We start from the raw sequence: 17378 nt of genomic DNA on the forward strand, positions 1-17378 counted from the left end.
GAAGCTGGTGAATTGACTGCCCTGGTCGGTGTTGAAAATCTCCGGGCACCCGTGCCTGGCGATGGCTTCTTCAACGGCCTCGACACAGAAATCCGGCGTTGGAATACGCTGCGCTATTCCGGTCTACGAAGAAAGCGCGCACTCGTCACGATGCCGGCGCGGTGGCGCGCTCGAGCGTCGCCAGCCGCGCCTTGTCGATCTTCGCCGCCACGCCCACGCTGCGCCCCGCCAGATTCGGCACGCTGTACTGCACGGAGGTGCCGAGCAGCTGCGCGCTTTCGGACAGGCTCAGGCCGTAATCCTGCTGCAGCCATAGCACGAGGCCGGCGGTGGCCTGACGCAGCGCTTCGTCGAGCGAGCCGGCCTGGCCGAGCGTCATGATCTGCGTCGGCGATTCGACGCGCGGCATCGGGATCGGTTTGCCCCTGATGAGGTCGACCGTCAGCTCGACGTCCATCGACGTCTCCAGCGCGTATTGCGTCGTTTCGCCGTCGCCCTGCAGCGCGTGCGCGTCGCCGACGTAGAGCAGCGCGCCGGGCTGCTGCACCGGCAGGTAGACGGTGTTGCCTTCGACGATCTCGTTGAAGTCCATGTTGCCGCCGAAGCTGCCGGTATCGCCGGTCGAGATCGGCGCGGAGCCGAAGCCGGGCGCGACGGCGAGTCCGCCGAGCATCGGCCTCAGCGGCACTTCGAAGTGCTTCAGCTTGCCGTCGGCCTTTTGCGGATAGCCGACCCCGCGCTCGCGGTCGAGCGTCCAGCGGACCGGCTTGCCGAGTTCGGCGGTGCGGCCGGCAAGGCGCACGCTCTGCGCGCGGCCGACGATCATGTCGAGGCTGTCGGCGTAGTCGCGGTTGAGCTGCAGGCGCCGGATCGTCACCGCCAGCGTGTCGCCCGGCGCGGCACCGGCGATATAGAACGGCCCGGTCTGCGGATTGCCGAACAGCGCGACGGTGACGCCGCGCTCGTCGACGCCGCCGGAGTCGATGGTCTTGGTGCGGATGGTGTCGCCCGGCCACAGCGTCAGCGCCGGCGCGCGATGCGGCGAGAACTCGTTGGACCAGCTCGTCGGCGCGTAGTCGATCGTTCGCGGCGGGCCGGCCGGCCGCTCCGGCAGGCGGCGCGCGGTGAAGCGGTGCGTGACGCGGCGCTGCGCGTCGTTCGGGTCGGGCACCTCGGCACTGCCGCTGAACGTATCGCCCTGCAGTCTGGCCTCGAAGGTGTAGCGGGCGCCGTGCGCATCGGTGACGTGGTAGCGCAGCGTGCGGCCGTGGCGCTCGCCGCTCAGCGGGTCGCCGTCGAAGATGCCGGCCAGCTTGCCGTCCTGCTCTTCCAGATGCAGCGGCTGGTAGACGGGGTTGCCCCAGTAGTCGCTGACGACGAGCCAGTCCGTCGCGGCGGCGACGGCGGGCAGCGGCAGCAGGCACAGCAGCAGGGCATGCAGGCGCATGGCGGATTCCCGAACGGATGGAGCCCCGAGCTTGCCCGCGCCGGGCGGCTGCGGCAACGCGCCCCGGGCACGCGCCGGGCAAAGCCATTACGCTACGCGCCCGTAACCGCCGTACCGCAGCCGTGCACCCGATCGAAGCCGAAGTTCGCCAGTGGCTCGATGACATCGTCATCGGCCTCAACCTCTGTCCTTTCGCCGCCCGTCCGGCCCGCGCCGGCCGCGTGCGCGTGGTCGTCAGCGAGTCGCGCGAGGAGCTGGACCTGCTCGCCGAGCTGCAGCTGGAGCTGGCCAAGCTCGATGACACGCCGACCGCCGAGATCGAGACGACGCTGATCGCGGTGCCGCACATGCTCGCCGACTTCGCCGAGTACAACGATTTCTTCGATCAGGTCGACGGCCTGCTCGACCAGTTCGAATGGAGCGGGCTCTATCAGGTCGCCAGCTTCCATCCGGACTACCAGTTCGAGGGCACGCTGCCGGACGACGCGGAGAACCTGACGAACCGCGCGCCCTACCCGCTGCTGCACCTGCTGCGCGAGGACAGCGTCGAGGCGGCGATCGCCAGCCATCCGGACGTCGACGGCATCCCCGACGCCAACATCCGCAAGCTGCGCGAGATGGACGACGCCACGCGCACGCGCCTGTTCGCCTACCTCGCCCGCGGAGCGCGCTGATGGCCAAGCGTCCGCCGCCGCTGGAGTTCGAGTTCGACGGCCCGAGCAAGTCGCAGCTCAAGCGCGAGGCGCACGAGCTGCAGGACGTCGGCAACGCGCTGCTCGAACTGCCGGACGACGTGATGGCGCGCATCGTCGCCGACGAGCGCCTGCTGGAAGCGCTGCGCACCCTGCGCACGATCCGCTCGCACGAGGCCCGCCGCCGCCACGGCCAGTATGTCGGCAAGCTGCTGCGCGTCGCCGACGTGCAGCAGCTGCGCGACGGCATCGCCAGCTACTGGCGCGGCCGCGAGCGCGTGCAGCAGAACGCCGAGCGCTGGCGCGAGCGCCTGCTCGCGGACGACGCCGCCGTCACCGAATGGATCGCCGCCCATCCGGGCATCGAGGTGCAGCCGCTGCGCACGCTGATCCGCAACGCGCGCCGCGAGCAGGCACAGCTCGCCGAAGCCGCCGCGAAGCACGCCGCCGAGCACCCGGACACGCCGCCGCCGAAGGCGAACGCGCGGTTTGCAAAGGAACTGCTGGTGCTGGTGCGCGAGGCGCTGCGGAAAACGAAGGCGGCGGCGGACGCGGACGAAAATCGCGTCGAATAAGGCGTCGCCAAACGTATCATGCGAACCTGCGCCGAGCCGCCGAGCCCGGCACATGAGAGTCGACAAAAGGGTGCGCAGATGGATCAGCCAGCGGGCAACACCTCCGGCGAGGGCAAAGCCGCGGCCGTTCCCACCGAAATACGCGGCTGGAACTGGGGCGCGTTCCTGCTCAACTGGATCTGGGGCATCGGCAACGGCACGTTCATCGCGCTGCTGATGTTCGTCCCGTTCGTGAACTTCGTGATGCCGTTCGTCCTCGGCGCCAAGGGCAACGAATGGGCCTGGCGGAACCGCCGCTGGCAAAGCGTGGCCGAGTTCAAGTCCGCGCAGCGGAAGTGGGCCTGGGCAGGCCTGCTGGTGGCGCTGGTCGTTATCCCTTCGTGTATCGCCTTCCCGCTGTCGGCATTACGACGCAACGACGCGTTCCGCGACAGTTTCGCGGCGATCCGCTCAGACCCGGAAGTGATCGCGGCGCTCGGCAGCCCGGTCGAAGCCGGCCTGCTCGTGACGGGACGCATTTCGACCGACGGCCCCGATGGCACGGCAGCGCTGCAGTATTCGGTGCACGGCCCCCAGGCCGAGGGCACGGCTTACGTATACGCCGCGCGGCACGTCGGCCGGTGGGACATGAAACGGATCGTGGTCGAGGTGCCGAGCCTCGGCAAACGCATTTCGGTGGTCGCGGACGACGGACCGGGCATTTAGCTCAGGCGCTCTGTGCCTGGCTCCTTGCCCCGACCAGGAACGCTTCGATCTCGTCGATCCGCTGCGCCGCGTCGCGGTAGCCGAGCTGGATCAGCTCGCTGGTGAACGCCTTGTCGAACAGCAGGTAGCTGGTCAGGTCCGCGCTCTGCGCGTCGGGCGTGCCGAGGCCATCCATCACATAGCGGATCGCGCGCGGCATGCGGTGCGCGAGGGTCTTGGCGATGATCGCCAGATCGGCCGACGGCGAGACGATCAGCGGCTCGACGATGCGCATCGGCTCGCTGACGCTGTTCTGTACCGCTTCGTGCGTGTGCGCGGCATTGTGGAACGCGGTGACCAGCTCGTTCATGCGGCGCAGGTGGTCGACGTCGGCATCGAGATGGTCGAGGAAGATGGCGTTGAGGAACACGCCGCAGATCTGCGACAGCGGCGGGCGCTGCAGCCTGGCGACCAGATCCGGATCGGCGGACAGCTCCGAGCGCAGCAGGCTGTCGGCGGCCTCCTGGCAGCGCACGCCGATCGCGAACACGCGATCGGCGCCGAGGCGGATCGCCGGTGACATCGGCGTCGTCAGGCGCAGCGCGCCATCGCCGAAGTACGCGGTCGAACCGGCGGCGGCGAGCGCGACCGGCGGAAACACCAGCGGGATCGACGACGAGGCGAGCACGTGGTCGAGCGTCAGCGTCGCCGGCAGCGCGACGCGCCGGCTTTTGTTCCAGACGGCATGGCCGGGCTGGCCCTGGATGAAGGTGAAGGCCTTGCCGGAGTGGTAGCCGGTGGCGGTGATGGCGACGGCGTGGAGATGGCCCCTGGCGATCGCCTCGGCGATGCCCTCGAAGCGCAGATGCCCGCCGAGGAAGCGGCGCAGCGGCGCGGCGTCGACCAGTGCGTCGACGCGGCCGGCGCCGATCAGGCCGCCGAGCGCCATGTCGAGCGCGAGCTTGCCGCCGGTGCGCGCCAGCGCGCGCGCATCGGTGCGGAACACGTCCTTGAACGTCAGCTGCGACCACAGCCGGGCGAGCAGCGCCGCGCCTTCGGCGAAGCTGGAGGCCGACGCCGCCAGCCCGGCGCCGTTGATCGCGCCGGCCGAGGCGCCGGCGATGATGCGGAACGGCGACGGACCGTCGCGCAGCGCCGGAATCTCGCTGATGCGCTTGATGACGCCGGCCTGGTAGGCGCCGCGCGCGCCGCCGGCGGTCAGCACCAGGCCGGTCATGCCCGGCGGCGGCATCGGGTTCGCGCTCATGCCGTCCACCCTTCGGCGATGCAGGACGAGACAGTCATCGGCGGGCTCCGCGGCGCGGCCGGACGCCGCCGGTAATCCACGGCAAATCCGATGCCAGCTCGCGCCGCGACAGCGTCTTCGGCCATCATCGCGCGACGAGAACCGCCCCCATGCTGACCATCACGCCCACGCTTGCCGTTCCGCTCGCCGAAATCGAGTTCGCCGCGATGCGCTCGCAGGGCGCCGGCGGCCAGCACGTCAACAAAACGGAAAGCGCGGTGCAGCTGCGTTTCGACGTGCATGCCTCGTCGCTGCCGGAAGCCGTCAAGGAGCGCCTGCTGGCGCGCCGCGACCGGCGCCTGACCGAGGACGGCGTGGTCGTCATCAAGGCCCAGCAGTTCCGCCGCCAGGACCAGAACCGCGCGGCCGCGCTCGAACGGCTGCGCGAACTGCTCGCCGCCGCCGCGGTCGTGCCGCGCGTGCGCCGGGCGACGAAGCCGAGCCGCGCGGCGAAACGGCAGCGCACCGACGACAAGACCCGGCGCGGCCGCGTCAAGGCGCTGCGCACCCGCGTCAAAGACTAAGGCGGCGCTTTCCGCGCCGCGCCGGCACGCTACGCGGCGCGCGTGCAGCGGCCGAGCTGGGCGGGCTGCGGATCGCGGTTCGGCGCGTCGCTGCGGTTGCCACGCCAGAGGTTCGGCTGCCACTGCGGCAGCGCGCAGTTGGCGGCGCGGTCGGCGCCGACATCATAGCCGTACTGGTTGCGCTCGAAGCGGTTGTCCTCGAAGACGTTGGCCTGGCTCATGCTGTTGTCCCAGCACAGCACCGGCCCCGGATCGCGAAAGCGCACCGCACAGGTCAGGAACACGCCGGCGTGACGGTTGCGCTCGAAGCGGTTGCCTTCGAAGCGATTGCGCAGCGAATCCGACAGATAGATGCCATGCGAGCCGTTGGCGGCAATGGTGTTGTCGCGGATCTCGCTGTCTTCCAGATGTTCGGCGGTGATGCCGGCGGCGACGTTGCCGCGCACTTCGTTGCCGATCATCTTCACGCCGGCGGTGCGGTTGAACGAGACGCCGTCCCAGACCGCGCCGATCACGCGGCTGTCCTCGATGGTGACGTCGCGCGTGTCGCGCTCGGTGAGGATGCAGGCGCTGCGGCAGGCGTCCAGCTCCAGGCGGCGCAGCGTGACGCGCTCGCCGCGGCGCACGACGACGCCGCTGTTGCTGAGGTACGGATGCTCGGGCATGAACTCCTGCGGCGCCGGCGCGCCGATCAGGCGCATCTGCTCGATCGTCACGTCGCGGATCGCGCGCGAGGGCACTTCCTCGGCCGGCTCGCCGACGACGAGCAGCGGCTGGGCAACGCCGTCCTGCATGCGCAGCACCGTGCGCGGGCCGGCGCCGCGCAGGGTGACGCCGTCGCGGCGGATCGCGACCAGACCGTGCAGGCGATACTCGCCGGCCGCCAGGCACACCGTTTTGGCGGCGCCGTCGGCCGGCAGCGCATCGAGCGCCTGCTGCAGATCGTCGCCGGGCCGCGGCCGCGCGTCGCAGCCGGCGTGCGCCGGCACAGTCACGAGCGCGCCGGCCAGCAGCGACAGCGCGGCCAGGCCGCGCAGGGTGCATCGCATCATCGAAGTCATGGATTCAGGCAAATCCGCGTTACAGTCGTCGCCGGTCCATCCGCGGCGTGGGCCGCGCTCCGGCGAGGGCGCGGATTCTGCGCCGCGACCGCAACGGAGTACAGCGATGCCGATACGCTCCGCAGACGACGATGAACGCTTCCTGAAGGCGATCGAGGAACGCCTGGGCTGGACGCTCGGGCCGGGCCATCAGGCCGAGGCCCTGCGCCGGCGCCGGCGCGGTGAAACGGCCGAGGCGGTCGCCGACGAATTCGAGTCGCTGGCGCTCGCGCGGCGCGCGCTGAACGACCCGGACGCGCCGCTGCTGCCGCCGCCGACGCGCCCCGACGACGACGACCCGCAGCACTTCCCGAAGCCCGACCGGCGCTGAGCGCCGCGCAGGGGCGCACAGGGCCGCGACGAAGCGGCCCGACCGAGCGCCGCGTCGGGCGTCGGGCGTCGGGCGTCGGGCGTCGGGCGTCGGGCGTCGGGCGTCGGGCGTCGGGCGTCGACAGGATCGTGACGGCTCGCGGCCGCGCGCAAGTGGCGCGTGGGGCGGATTTCTCGCTTGCCGCTGCCGGCGCGCTTGGCGATGCTGCGCGCGAACCAAGGAGAGGGGCGGCATGGAAGCAGACCACTGGCAGGCCGGCGCCGGCAAGCGCGAGATCGTGTTCGAGGGCGAAGGCTTCGGCATGATGGGCTACGGCCGCGCCGAGCACGTGATCCGCGCCCGCTCGACGCCGCTCTACAGCCGCGCGTTCTGCTTCATCGGCCGCGACGGCGCGCCGCTGTTCTTCGCGCAGGCCGAGATCTGCATGGTGTTCCCGGAGCTCAAGCGCGCGCTGCTCGAACGGCTCGGCGCGAGCTATCCCGGCGTGTTCCGCGACGAGCGCCTGCTGCTGTGCTCGCAGCACACGCACTCGGCACCCGGCGGCTACTCGCATTTTCCGTTCTACAACATCTCGATCCCGGGCTTCCGGCCGCAGGTCTTCGAGGGCATCGTCGCCAGCCTCGCCGGGGCGCTCGAAGACGCCTGGCTGCGGCGCCAGCCGGCGCTGCTGAAGTTCGGCCACGGCGATTTTCCGGACGACGCCGACGTCGCCTTCAACCGCTCGATCGTCGCCTACAACCGCAACCCCGGCGTCGCCGCGCAGGCCGCGCGCGATGCGCATCGGGCGATCGAGCGCACGATGTGGCTGCTGTCGGCGCAGACGCCGGACGGCCGGCCGATCGGGCAGATCAACTGGTTCGGCGTGCATCCGACCAGCATCAGCAACAAGAACCGCTTCGTCTCCTACGACAACAAGGGCTACGCGGCCGACTACCTCGAAGCCGAGCTCGGCCACGGCGCGATCGCGATCTTCGCGCAGCAGTTCGCCGGCGACGTGTCGCCGAACGCGCAAAGCCCGGACAAGGGCTGGCCGCACGGCCGCTACGCGGACGATGTCGAGAGCGCCCAGTTCAACGGCCGCCTGCAGTGCGAGCAGGCGCAGCGCATCCTCGCCGAGCTGCAGACGGCGGCGCCGCTCGCGCCCGGCACGACCGACGCGCTGCTGGCGCGCCGCGACTTCGCCGACGTCGAGGTCGATGCCGATTTCGCCGGCGGCGTGCGCGGCGAGCGCACCTCGGCGCCGTGCCACGGCCTGGCGTTCTTCGCCGGCTCGCCGGTCGACGGCCCCGGCGCGCCGGCGCCGGTGGTCGCGCTGCTCGGCCAGTTCGCGCGGCTGGCGCGCTGGCGCGAGCTGCGCGCCGCACGCCAGGCCGGCGGCGCCGCGCTCGCCGCGGTCGAGGCCAAGTACCGCGCGCAGGCGCCGAAGCTGATCGTCGCCGAAACCGCGCTCGGCAAGGTCGTCGGCATCACGCGCCTGCGCCGCCTGCCCGGCTTTCTCGACAAGATGGTCGCCGAGCTGCGCCGCCAGGAGGAAAGCGGCGCGCTCGACGAAAAACCGTGGGTGCCGAGCGTGCTGCCGCTGCAGGTCTGGCGGCTCGGGCCGCTGGCGCTGATCGGCTTTCCCGGCGAGATCACGACCGAAGCCGGACGCCAGCTGCGCGCGCTGGGCCGCGAACTGCTGGCGCCGCTCGGCGTCACCGACGTCGTGGTCTCGTCGTACGCGAATTCCTATTTCGGCTACTGCACGACCTGGCACGAATACCAGGCCCAGCAGTACGAGGGCGGCCACACCACCTTCGGCAGCCGCACGCACGACGCCTTCCGCACCGAGTATCGCCGGCTGCTGCGCGAGTTCGCGCGCGCGCCGGCCGAGCGCCGGCCGGCGGACACCCCGGAGCAGACCTTCTCGGCGGCGACGCTGGCGCTGCGCACCGTCGGCAGCTGACACGCGGCGCGCCCCCGCGCCGGCATATGCATGAAACAAATGCGGGTGGCTTCTGGCCAGCGCCGGCGGCCTGCGTCATGCTTCGGCCTGAACGGCGCCGGTCCACACCACCCGCGCGCCGCGTGCCGGCCACTGGCTCGCCAGCGACCGGCAGTGGCACACAGCGAACGAAAGGGAATCGGGGAATGAAGAGTTTTCGCCAGAGGGCGGGCGTCTGCCTGCTCGTTCTGTTGCCATGGCCGACGCTCACCGCCGCGCAGGCGGCGGACGAGGCCGACGGGCCGCTGCCGACGATCCCGCTGCCGCAGGCCGCCGCGCCGCTGCCGGCCACGGACCCCGCTGCCGACGACGACGTGCAGCTGCAAACCGTGGTCGTCACCGCGCGGCGGCGCGAGGAACGCGCGCTCGACGTACCGATCTCGATGTCGGTGCTCGACGGCGGCGCGCTCGGCGAAGCCGGCCTGACGCTGCCGACCGACATCCAGGAACGCGTGCCGGCGCTGGTGGTGATGTCGGCGAGCGCGCGCCTGACGCAGTACACGATCCGCGGCCTCGGCTCGACCTCGCAGAACGACGGCATGGAAAGCAGCGTCGGCCTGTTCCTCGACGGCGTCTATCTCGGCCGCCAGGGCCTGTCGATGTTCGACCTCGTCGATCTCGACCGCGTCGAGGTGCTGCGCGGTCCGCAGGGCACGCTGTTCGGCAAGAACACCACGGCCGGCGCCGTCAGCGTCGTCACCAAGGCGCCGCAGCACGCCTACGACTCGACGCTCGAAGGCACCTACGGCAACTACGATCTGCGCCAGCTGCGCGGCACCGTCACCGGCGAGATCTTCGGCGACGAGACGCTCGCCGGCCGCCTGACCGGCTACTACACCGGCCGCGACGGCACCATCGAGAACCTCTACGACGGCAAGGATCTCAACAACCGCAACAAGTACGGCCTGCGCGGCCAGCTGCTGTGGACGCCGGCCGCATCAGTCAGCGGCCGCTTCATCGCCGAATACGCGCACGCCCACGAGAACTGCTGCGTGTACCCGCTGGTGATCTACCGCGACAAGGTCCGTGCCCGCGACGAGTTCATGGAGTACACGCGCGCGCCGATCGATCCGTACCAGCGCAAGACCGACACCGACACGCGCACCGACAGCCTCGTCGAGCAGAGCGCGGTATCCGCCGAGTTCAACTGGGACCTCGGCGAGCGCCACCGCCTGACCAGCATCACCGCCTACCGCGACTGGTGGTTCACGCCGTACAGCGACGATGCGACCTCGCTCAAGCTGGTGCCCGAGACCGGCACCAGCAACGCCCAGCACCAGTTCAGCGAGGAGCTGCGCCTGAGCTCGAAGACCGATCTCTTCGATTCGGTGTTCGGCCTCTACTACCTGCGCCAGCGCATCAATTCCTTCGAGCGCAACATCCTCGGCCGCGACATGGTCGGCTGGACTTTCGGCGGCCTGATCCGCGAGAACCTGCTGCCGTTCGCCACCGAATCGAACTTCGGCCCGGTGCTGTATCTGGCGGTGCCGCCGGCGACGCTCGACGGCATGACGATCCGCACCAAGGCGCACCAGGTCTCCGACAGCGCCGCGACGTTCGGCTCGGTCGACTGGCATCTCACCGACAAGCTCGACCTCACCACCGGCTTGCGCTACACGCACGAGTGGAAGGACGCCGCCGTCGAGCGCCACCGCAGCGGCGGCTGCCCGAACTGCACGGTGCTGTCGCTGGTCAGCCCGATCTTCCAGGCGCTCGGCCTCGACGATCTGACGGTCGACGGTCTGCTCGACGCGGTCGCCGGCGGCGAATACCAGCGCACGACGCGCTACGACGAGGGCAACTGGTCCGGCCAGCTCGCGCTCAGCTACCGCTGGACGCCGAACCTGCTCGCCTACGCCTCGGCGGCGCGCGGCTACAAGAGCGGCGGCATCAATCTCGGCGTCACCGGCGACTCGGTGCAGCCGACCTTCGAACCGGAAGAGGCGACCTCGTACGAGATCGGCACCAAAGCCATGCTCGGCCGCCGCGCGCAGGTTTCGCTGGCGCTCTACCAGACCGACGTGCGCGACTACCAGGCGCTGACTTTCGACGAGGAGCAGACGCTGATTCCCAACCCGCGCCAGATCAATCTGCTGAACGTCGGCAAGGTGCGCCTGCGCGGCGCCGAGCTCGAAGCCCAGGCCCTGCTCGCGCGCGGGCTCGCGGCACGCGCCGGCGTCGCCTACAACCAGGCCATCTCCGAGGACTTCCCGGACGCGCCGAACGAGGACACCGGCCAGAACACCAAGGACCTCAGCGGCAAGGATCTCTACAACGCGCCGCGCTGGACGGCGACCGCCGGCCTCGAATACAGCCGGCCGATCGGCCCGCTCGAAGGCTACGGCGGCGTCGACTACTCGTTCCGCAGTGGCTACTGGGCCACCGTCGAGCACGGCAAGGGCAGCTACATCCACAGCTACGATCTGACCAACCTGCGCCTCGGCGTGCGCGACGCCGCACAGGTCTGGGACGTCTCGGCCTGGGTCCGCAACGTGTTCGACGAGGACTATCTCGCCGCCGTCTACGCGCTGTATGGTGTCGGCGACTACGGCGCCACCGCCGCCGATCCGCGTACCTACGGCGTGACGCTGCGCCTGAATTTCCGCTGATGCCTTTCCGGAGGCTGCCATGAACCCGCCCTACCAGACCTTCGTACTCGGCGACGAGCTGACGCGCGAGCAGATCGAGCATTTCGAGACCTTCGGCTTCCTGCACTTCCGCAACTTCATCGACGCCGCCCGCGTGCAGGCGCTGATCGACGCCTCCACCGAGGTGCAGCGGCGCTGGGTCGCCGACGGCGTCGACAAGGTCAACGGCGTGCCGATCAAGTACGGCAAGGATCTCGACGGCAGCCCGCTCGTGCAGCGCTTCGCGTTCGCCAATCTGCATCACCCGGAGCTGGCGCGCTTCCTCGACGATCCGCGCTTCAAGGTGCTGTTCCCGCTGATCGGCTCGGCGGACACCCGCATCGGCCATCACGAGAAGGACGGCATGGTGCTGAACCATTACGTGCACGCGCCGGGCAGCGCATACAGCCGCCTCGGCTGGCACACCGACGGCCTGCGCGACATCTTCCTCGGCACGCGCCTGAACCCGCTGCTGAACGTCGGCGTGCACCTGTCGAATCTCGGGCCCGAGCACGGCGGCCTGCGCCTGCTGCCGGGCACGCACCGGCAGGGGCTGTGGAAGATGCTGTTCCGCAAGCGCTACTTCCTCGACCACGACACCGATCCGGACGAGATCGCGATCGTGCCGAAGGCCGGCGACCTCACCGTGCACGACGGCCGCCTCTGGCATCGCGTCGCGCAGTCGACGGTCAGCGGCGAGGCCAGCCGCCGCCGCGTCATCTACATTCCGGTGATTTCCGGCCCGTACGCGCCGAAGACCGACAAGAGTCCGACGCCGCTGTATCAGCGCTTCGCCGGCATCACCAACAAGTGAACGCGACGATCGGGCTGCGGCACGCGCCGCACCGGCGCGGCTGATGGGCGGCGCCCCGCAGCGGCGTGGTCGCGCCGGCCGGTGCGCGCCGGCCGTGCCTGCGGCGGGCGCCGGCGCAGGACGGCTAGTTCGCCGCCGGCCTGGCGACACCCTTGTAGAGCGAGCCGACGACCTTGCGCAGCAGCCAGCGCGGCCCGAGGCGCGGGCTGATCGCCAGCAGCTTGTTGTACCAGCGCGGCACGATGATCGCGACGTCGCGCTCGAGCGCGGCGACGGTGATCTTCGCGACCGCTTCCGGCGTCATCACCAGCGCTTCCTTCTCGAGCTTGGCGAGGTCGATGCCGGCGCGCTCGAAGAACGGGCTGCGCGTCGTACCCGGGCACAGCACCGACACCTTCACGCCGCGCGGCGCCAGCTCCTCGCGCAGGCCTTCGGACAGGTTCAGCACATAGGCCTTGGCGGCGGCGTAGTTGGCCATCCACGGGCCGGGCATCATCCCCGAGATCGACGAGACGTTGAGGATCTGGCCGTGGCCGGCCGCCGCCATGCGCCGGCCGACGACGTGGCACAGCTGCGCGAGCGCGGTGACGTTGACGCGGATCAGCTCGCGCTCGTCGTCCCAGTCGTTGTCGACGAAGGCGCCGCTGGTCGCGAAGCCGGCGTTGTTGACCAGCGTGCCGATCTCGTAGACGCCGCCGGCGAGTTCCTCGCAGAAAGCGTCGAGCTGCGCGGCGTCGGCGAGGTCGCAGGCCCGCGACTCGACCACGGCGTCGTAGCGGCGCTGCAGATCCTCGGCGACGCGGGCCAGCGCGTCGGCGCGGCGGGCGACCAGCAGCAGCGCGTCGCCGCGCGCGGCGAAGGCCTCGGCCAGCGCCAGACCGATGCCGCTGCTGGCGCCGGTGATCAGGGTATAGCGAAGCATGGTTCTTCCTTGGACTCGAAGCGGAGACGCCGGATGCGAAGGGTAGTCGAGGCGCGACGCCGCGACACTGGGAAATTCGCTCCCAGCTTCGCCGCCGTCGCTGACGCGGCGATGACGGCCGGGCGCGCCTGATGTTCGAAGCGCTCGATCAGGCCGTCGTGCTGTTCAGTCCGGCGCAGCTGCGGCTGATGAACATCGCGCAGGCGCTGATGATGTTCGTCGTCAGCCTGCATCTCGATCTCGGCGGCCTGCGCCGCGTCGGCGAGCATCCGCGCGCGGTGCTGGCGGCGCTCGCCGCGCAATGGCTGCTGGTGCCGGCGCTCGCGCTGCTGGCGATCGTGCTGCTGCGCCTGCCGAGCGCGCCGGCGCTCGGCCTGTTGCTGATCGCCTGCTGTCCGGGCGGCAGCGCAGCGGCGTTCCTGAGCCTGTTCGCGCGCGGTCACGCCGCGGTCGCGGTCACGGCGACCACCGTCTCGACGCTGGCGACCGCGCTGCTGACGCCGCTGCTGTTCACGCTGACGCGCGCGCTGGCCGGGCTCGACGGCGCCGCCACCGGCCTCGAACTCGACACCGCGATGGTGGTGCGCACGGCGCTCGTCTATCTGCTGCTGCCGCTCGGCGCCGGCCTCGCGCTGCAGCGCTGGCGTCCGCGTCTGGCCACGCGCCTGCGCGGTCCGCTGAAGCTGGCGCTGGGCCTCATGCTCGGCGTATTCCTGCTCGGCGCCGTGCAGGCCAACGCCCGCTCGCTGCAGACCCTGGTGCTGACGCTGACGCCGCTGGTCGGCGGCTTTCACGGCGCCGTGCTGCTCGGCAGCTGGCTGCTCGCCGCGGCGCTGCGCCTGCCGGCGCCGGAACGGCGCGCGATCACTCTGTCGGCCGGCATCAGCAATGCCGGCCTGTCGCTGTTGCTGGTGTTCAGCTTCTTCGGCGGCAACGGCGCGATGGCGGCGCTGGTCGCCTGGTGGGGCGTCTGGCGCCTGCTGGCGTGCGGCGCGCTGACGCTGGGATGGGCGCGGCGGGCGCCGGCCGCGGCTCAGGCGCCGAGCGGCGGCAGCGCGGCCGGCGCGTCGGCCGGCGGCCGCGCCGGATAGATCACGCGCACCGCGTACGGCTTGCCGGTACCGGGGTCGACGACGTTCGACGGCCCGCGGAATTCGACCAGCTCGCGCTCGCGCGGCTCGTAGACCATCTCGACCGGTCCGGCGAACAGACGCAGCAGCGAATCCGGCTCGAAGCGGATCACCACCGCCGGCCGGCCGTCGAACTGCGTGTCGGCGACCTTGCTGGCGCGGAAGCGGTAGCGCTGCAGCCGCGCGGCGGCGACCAGGTTGAAGCGCAGCGTCTGACCGCCGAGCAGCGCGTCGAAATGATCGCGCAGATAGACGTGGAAGCCGGCGTCGGCACAGGTCGTCGCCGGCTTGTCGATGCGGCCGCTCTCGGTGCGGCCGTTCTCGGTCCGCGACGCGACGATGACGCCGCCGTCCTCGGCGATCGCCGAGCCGTAGCCGCCGGCCATTTCCATGCGATAGCGCGCCACGTACGGGTCGGCGCCGAACTCGATGCGCTTGTCGCCGAGCTTGCGGCCGTCCGGCGCGTAGTAGTCGATGCGGCCGCTGCGCCAGCGGCCGTCGACGATGCGCTGCGCATGCACCTCGGTATACGCGTAGCGGCCGCTGTCCATGTCGTAGGCGTAGCCGTAGAAGCGGCGCACCGCGTCCTCGGCGGCGCGCGCCGGCCACGACGGCAGCGTCGCCGCCAGCATCATCAGCGCCCAGCCCGCCATCCGCCGCATCGCACCCGCTCCCCGTGATCGAGCGGCGATGGTCGCCCGCCCGGCGCCGTCGTCGCAAGCCGTCGCGACGCCGATAGCGTTCGCGGGGCCCAGCGCTTACAGTGGCCGCGACGTCACGCGCCTGCCCCCGGAGGCACGATGTACCTGAAGCCGCTGAGCCCGGTCGATCAGATGTTCCTGTGGCTGGAGCGTCGCACGCAGCCGATGCACGTCGGCGGACTGGAGCTGCTGAAGCTGCCGCCGGGCCAGGGCCCGGAGTGGATCGCCACGCAGGTCGAGCGCCTGCGCCAGGCAGTCGTCGCGCAGCCGCCGTTCAACCAGCGTCTGGTGCGCCGCCTCGGCAGCTGGTTCTGGACCGAGGACAGCGACTTCGACCTCGAAGCGCATTTCCGCTATCTGGCGCTGCCGGCGCCCGGCCGCATCCGCGAGCTGCTGGCGCTGGTCTCGCAGCTGCATGCCGCGCATCTCGATCGCGCCCGCCCGCTGTGGGAGTTCTACATCATCAGCGGCCTCGAGGACGGCCGCTTCGCGATCTACGCCAAGGTCCACCACGCGATGGTCGACGGCGTCGCGGCGATGCGCCTGCTGCGCCGCTCGATGAGCGAGGACGCGCAGGTCGAGGCGATTCCGCCGTGGACCATGCAGCGCCGCGCCGGCCGCGACGGCGCGCCGTATCCGCCGGGCGCGCTGTCGAATACCGCGCAGCTGCTCGCCAGCGTACGCGAGCAGGCGTCGAGCCTGCCGGCGGTGGCGCGCGAGCTGATCCGCTCGATTCGCGAAGCGCGCGACAACCCCGATCACGTATCCGCGTTCCAGGCGCCGCGCAGCATCCTCAACCAGCGCATCAGCGGCTCGCGCCGCTTCGCCGCGCAGTCGTACCCGCTGGCGCGCATCCGCGCCGTCGTACGCCGCCATCACGCCACGGTCAACGACATCGTGCTGGCGATGTGCGCCTCGGCGCTGCGCCGCTACCTGCTCGAACTCGACGCGCTGCCGGCACGGCCGCTGATCGCGATGGTGCCGCTGTCGCTGCGCCGCGACGAATCCGAGGAAGGCAACCGCATCGCCCTGATCCTCGCCAATCTCGGCACGCATCTCGCCGATCCGCTGGCGCGGCTGACGACCATCCAGGGCTCGGTGCTCGACGCCAAGCGCCGCTACGCGCGCATGGGCGCGACGGCGATGCTGAACTACGTCGCCGCGGTGATGGCGCCGGCCGGGCTCAACATCGCGACCGGGCTGGCGCCGCGCTGGCAGTCGTTCAACGTCATCATTTCCAACGTGCCCGGCCCGAAGCGCCCGCTGTACTGGAGCGGCGCGCCGCTCGACGGCATGTATCCGGTGTCGGTCGTCACCGACGGCCTGGCGCTGAACATCACGCTGACCAGCTACGTCGACCGCGTCGAGTTCGGCGTCATCGCCTGCCGGCGTACACTGCCGCGCGTGCAGCGCCTGCTCGACTACTTCGAGGAGGGGCTCGCCGAACTCGAAGACACGCCGGCGGCGGTGCCGGCGGCGGCGACGGACGAGGCCGGCGTTGCCGCCGGCGCAGCGGAACCGGCAACGCGCCGTCCGCACCGCCGCGCGCCGCCGCGGACACGGCCCTGAGCTTTTCGCATCTTCCCTAGCCGGAGCTTTCTCACCGATGAGCAGTCACTATCACGATCCGGGCGATCTCGCCCAGCTGCGCCGCATGCGCGAACTGGCCCCCGTCGAACACGACGCCTGGCTCGGCCTCGACCGGATCGTCGGCCGCAGCGACGGCGCGATCCCGCAGAAATACCGCGAGCTGATGGCGATCGCCGTGGCGCTGACCACGCAGTGCCCGTACTGCATCGAGGTGCACACGCGCGCCGCCAAGCGCGCCGGCGCCACCGCGACCGAACTGGCCGAAACCTCGTTCATCGCCGCCGCGCTGCGCGCCGGCGCCGCGGCGACGCACGGCGCCATGGCGATGAAGCTCTACGGCGACGACGCCGCGCCGGGCGCGTGAGCACACCGATGAGCGAAACCTCCTTGCTGCCGGCGCGCAGCGTCTCGTACTCGGCCGTGCGCGAGCAGGTCTACATGGTGTTTCCGAACGACCTGAACTCGAACGACACGGTGTTCGGCGGCCTGATCATGGCGCAGATGGACCGCTTCGCGGCGGTCGTCGCCGACCGTCACGCCGGCGGCGTCTGCGTCACCGCCAGCGTCGACGCCGTGCACTTCATCGCCCCGGCCGGGCGCGGCGACGTGCTGCTGTTCAACGCCTCGGTGAACCGCGCCTGGCATACCTCGATGGAAGTCGGCGTGAAAGTCGAGGCGCAGAGCTACGACGGCAACAACCGCCGCCACATCCTGTCCGCATACCTGACCTTCGTCGCGCTCGACAGCAGCGGCAAGCCGCGCCCGGTGCCGCCGCTGCGGCCCGAGACCGACACCGAGCACTACCGCTACGAGGAAGCGCAGCTGCGCCGCGAAATGCGCCTGCAGCACGCCGAAGCGCTGAAGAAGCTGCGCGGCCAGCGCCCGGCGCGCGCGCTGCCCGATACCGAGCGCTAAGGACGATTCGATCCGGTCCAGACGCCGTCATTGCGA

17 protein-coding genes are annotated in these 17378 nt (G+C 70.9%); 12 read left to right on the plus strand and 5 right to left on the minus strand.

The genetic code is table 11. The annotated features are described in order from the left end of the window. Positions 1-145: 145 nt before the first annotated feature. On the minus strand, positions 146-1447 hold the full coding sequence (locus K343_RS0116745; RefSeq protein ID WP_028009043.1) for an acetamidase/formamidase family protein: 1302 nt from the start codon (positions 1445-1447) through the stop codon (positions 146-148). Between the two features lie 122 nt (positions 1448-1569). Here K343_RS0116745 and K343_RS0116750 point away from each other — a divergent pair, with 122 nt between their 5' ends. The 3 genes from K343_RS0116750 to K343_RS0116760 all read left to right on the plus strand — a co-directional run bounded on the left by K343_RS0116750 (position 1570) and on the right by K343_RS0116760 (position 3419). After that, entirely contained in the window at positions 1570-2121 is a 552-nt protein-coding gene (locus tag K343_RS0116750) for a DUF1415 domain-containing protein (RefSeq protein ID WP_028009044.1), read from the plus strand. Next, positions 2121-2714, plus strand: coding sequence for a ribosome biogenesis factor YjgA (gene yjgA, locus K343_RS22660; protein WP_051278634.1), 594 nt, complete (start codon positions 2121-2123; stop codon positions 2712-2714). The genes K343_RS0116750 and yjgA overlap by 1 nt, the downstream gene beginning before the upstream one ends. Before the next feature lie 78 nt (positions 2715-2792). After that, positions 2793-3419 (plus strand): cytochrome c oxidase assembly factor Coa1 family protein, encoded by a 627-nt coding sequence (locus K343_RS0116760; RefSeq protein ID WP_028009045.1) that lies wholly within the window; start codon positions 2793-2795, stop codon positions 3417-3419. A 1-nt stretch (position 3420) separates the two neighbouring features. Here K343_RS0116760 and K343_RS0116765 read toward each other — a convergent pair whose 3' ends face one another. Then, positions 3421-4665, minus strand: a complete 1245-nt coding sequence (locus K343_RS0116765; protein WP_028009046.1) for a patatin-like phospholipase family protein — start codon at positions 4663-4665, stop codon at positions 3421-3423. Positions 4666-4814: 149 nt separating this feature from the next. On the opposite strand from K343_RS0116765, the gene arfB reads away from it, so the two are divergent. After that, entirely contained in the window at positions 4815-5228 is a 414-nt protein-coding gene (gene arfB, locus K343_RS0116770) for an alternative ribosome rescue aminoacyl-tRNA hydrolase ArfB (protein WP_028009047.1), read from the plus strand. 29 nt (positions 5229-5257) lie between these two features. Here the strand turns inward: arfB and K343_RS0116775 are convergent, their stop codons facing one another. Continuing rightward, positions 5258-6289 (minus strand): right-handed parallel beta-helix repeat-containing protein, encoded by a 1032-nt coding sequence (locus K343_RS0116775; protein WP_245585224.1) that lies wholly within the window; start codon positions 6287-6289, stop codon positions 5258-5260. Between the two features lie 106 nt (positions 6290-6395). Here K343_RS0116775 and K343_RS24870 point away from each other — a divergent pair, with 106 nt between their 5' ends. The 4 genes from K343_RS24870 (at position 6396) to K343_RS0116795 (ending at position 12084) form a co-directional block, all read left to right on the plus strand. Beyond that, positions 6396-6659: a hypothetical protein gene (locus K343_RS24870; RefSeq protein ID WP_028009049.1), complete on the plus strand. Its 264-nt coding sequence runs from the start codon at positions 6396-6398 to the stop codon at positions 6657-6659. A gap of 232 nt (positions 6660-6891) precedes the next feature. Then, entirely contained in the window at positions 6892-8604 is a 1713-nt protein-coding gene (locus tag K343_RS0116785; protein ID WP_028009050.1) for a neutral/alkaline non-lysosomal ceramidase N-terminal domain-containing protein, read from the plus strand. A gap of 185 nt (positions 8605-8789) precedes the next feature. Continuing rightward, positions 8790-11252, plus strand: coding sequence for a TonB-dependent receptor (locus K343_RS0116790; protein ID WP_028009051.1), 2463 nt, complete (start codon positions 8790-8792; stop codon positions 11250-11252). Between the two features lie 19 nt (positions 11253-11271). Continuing rightward, positions 11272-12084 (plus strand): phytanoyl-CoA dioxygenase family protein, encoded by an 813-nt coding sequence (locus tag K343_RS0116795; RefSeq protein WP_028009052.1) that lies wholly within the window; start codon positions 11272-11274, stop codon positions 12082-12084. Positions 12085-12208: 124 nt separating this feature from the next. Here the strand turns inward: K343_RS0116795 and K343_RS0116800 are convergent, their stop codons facing one another. Continuing rightward, positions 12209-13006 (minus strand): SDR family NAD(P)-dependent oxidoreductase, encoded by a 798-nt coding sequence (locus K343_RS0116800; RefSeq protein ID WP_028009053.1) that lies wholly within the window; start codon positions 13004-13006, stop codon positions 12209-12211. A 131-nt stretch (positions 13007-13137) separates the two neighbouring features. Here K343_RS0116800 and K343_RS22665 point away from each other — a divergent pair, with 131 nt between their 5' ends. Further along, entirely contained in the window at positions 13138-14097 is a 960-nt protein-coding gene (locus K343_RS22665; RefSeq protein WP_051278635.1) for a bile acid:sodium symporter, read from the plus strand. Here the strand turns inward: K343_RS22665 and K343_RS0116810 are convergent. Then, positions 14040-14798 carry a hypothetical protein gene (locus K343_RS0116810; protein WP_154662630.1) on the minus strand — a complete coding sequence of 253 codons (759 nt, stop codon included), beginning with the start codon at positions 14796-14798 and terminating at the stop codon, positions 14040-14042. The two genes, K343_RS22665 and K343_RS0116810, sit on opposite strands and share 58 nt — an antisense overlap. A 138-nt stretch (positions 14799-14936) precedes the next feature. Between K343_RS0116810 and K343_RS0116815 the strand changes: the two genes are divergently transcribed. Genes K343_RS0116815 through K343_RS0116825 form a run of 3 tightly spaced genes read left to right on the plus strand, consistent with a single transcriptional unit; the run spans position 14937 to position 17342 of the window. After that, positions 14937-16406 carry a WS/DGAT/MGAT family O-acyltransferase gene (locus K343_RS0116815; RefSeq protein ID WP_028009055.1) on the plus strand — a complete coding sequence of 490 codons (1470 nt, stop codon included), beginning with the start codon at positions 14937-14939 and terminating at the stop codon, positions 16404-16406. A gap of 37 nt (positions 16407-16443) precedes the next feature. Continuing rightward, entirely contained in the window at positions 16444-16791 is a 348-nt protein-coding gene (locus K343_RS0116820) for a carboxymuconolactone decarboxylase family protein (RefSeq protein WP_020650623.1), read from the plus strand. An 8-nt stretch (positions 16792-16799) separates the two neighbouring features. Then, positions 16800-17342 carry an acyl-CoA thioesterase gene (locus K343_RS0116825; protein WP_020650624.1) on the plus strand — a complete coding sequence of 181 codons (543 nt, stop codon included), beginning with the start codon at positions 16800-16802 and terminating at the stop codon, positions 17340-17342. Positions 17343-17378 lie beyond the last annotated feature (36 nt).

This window comes from Solimonas flava DSM 18980, from assembly GCF_000426685.1.
In the GTDB taxonomy this organism is placed as follows: domain Bacteria; phylum Pseudomonadota; class Gammaproteobacteria; order Nevskiales; family Nevskiaceae; genus Solimonas; species Solimonas flava.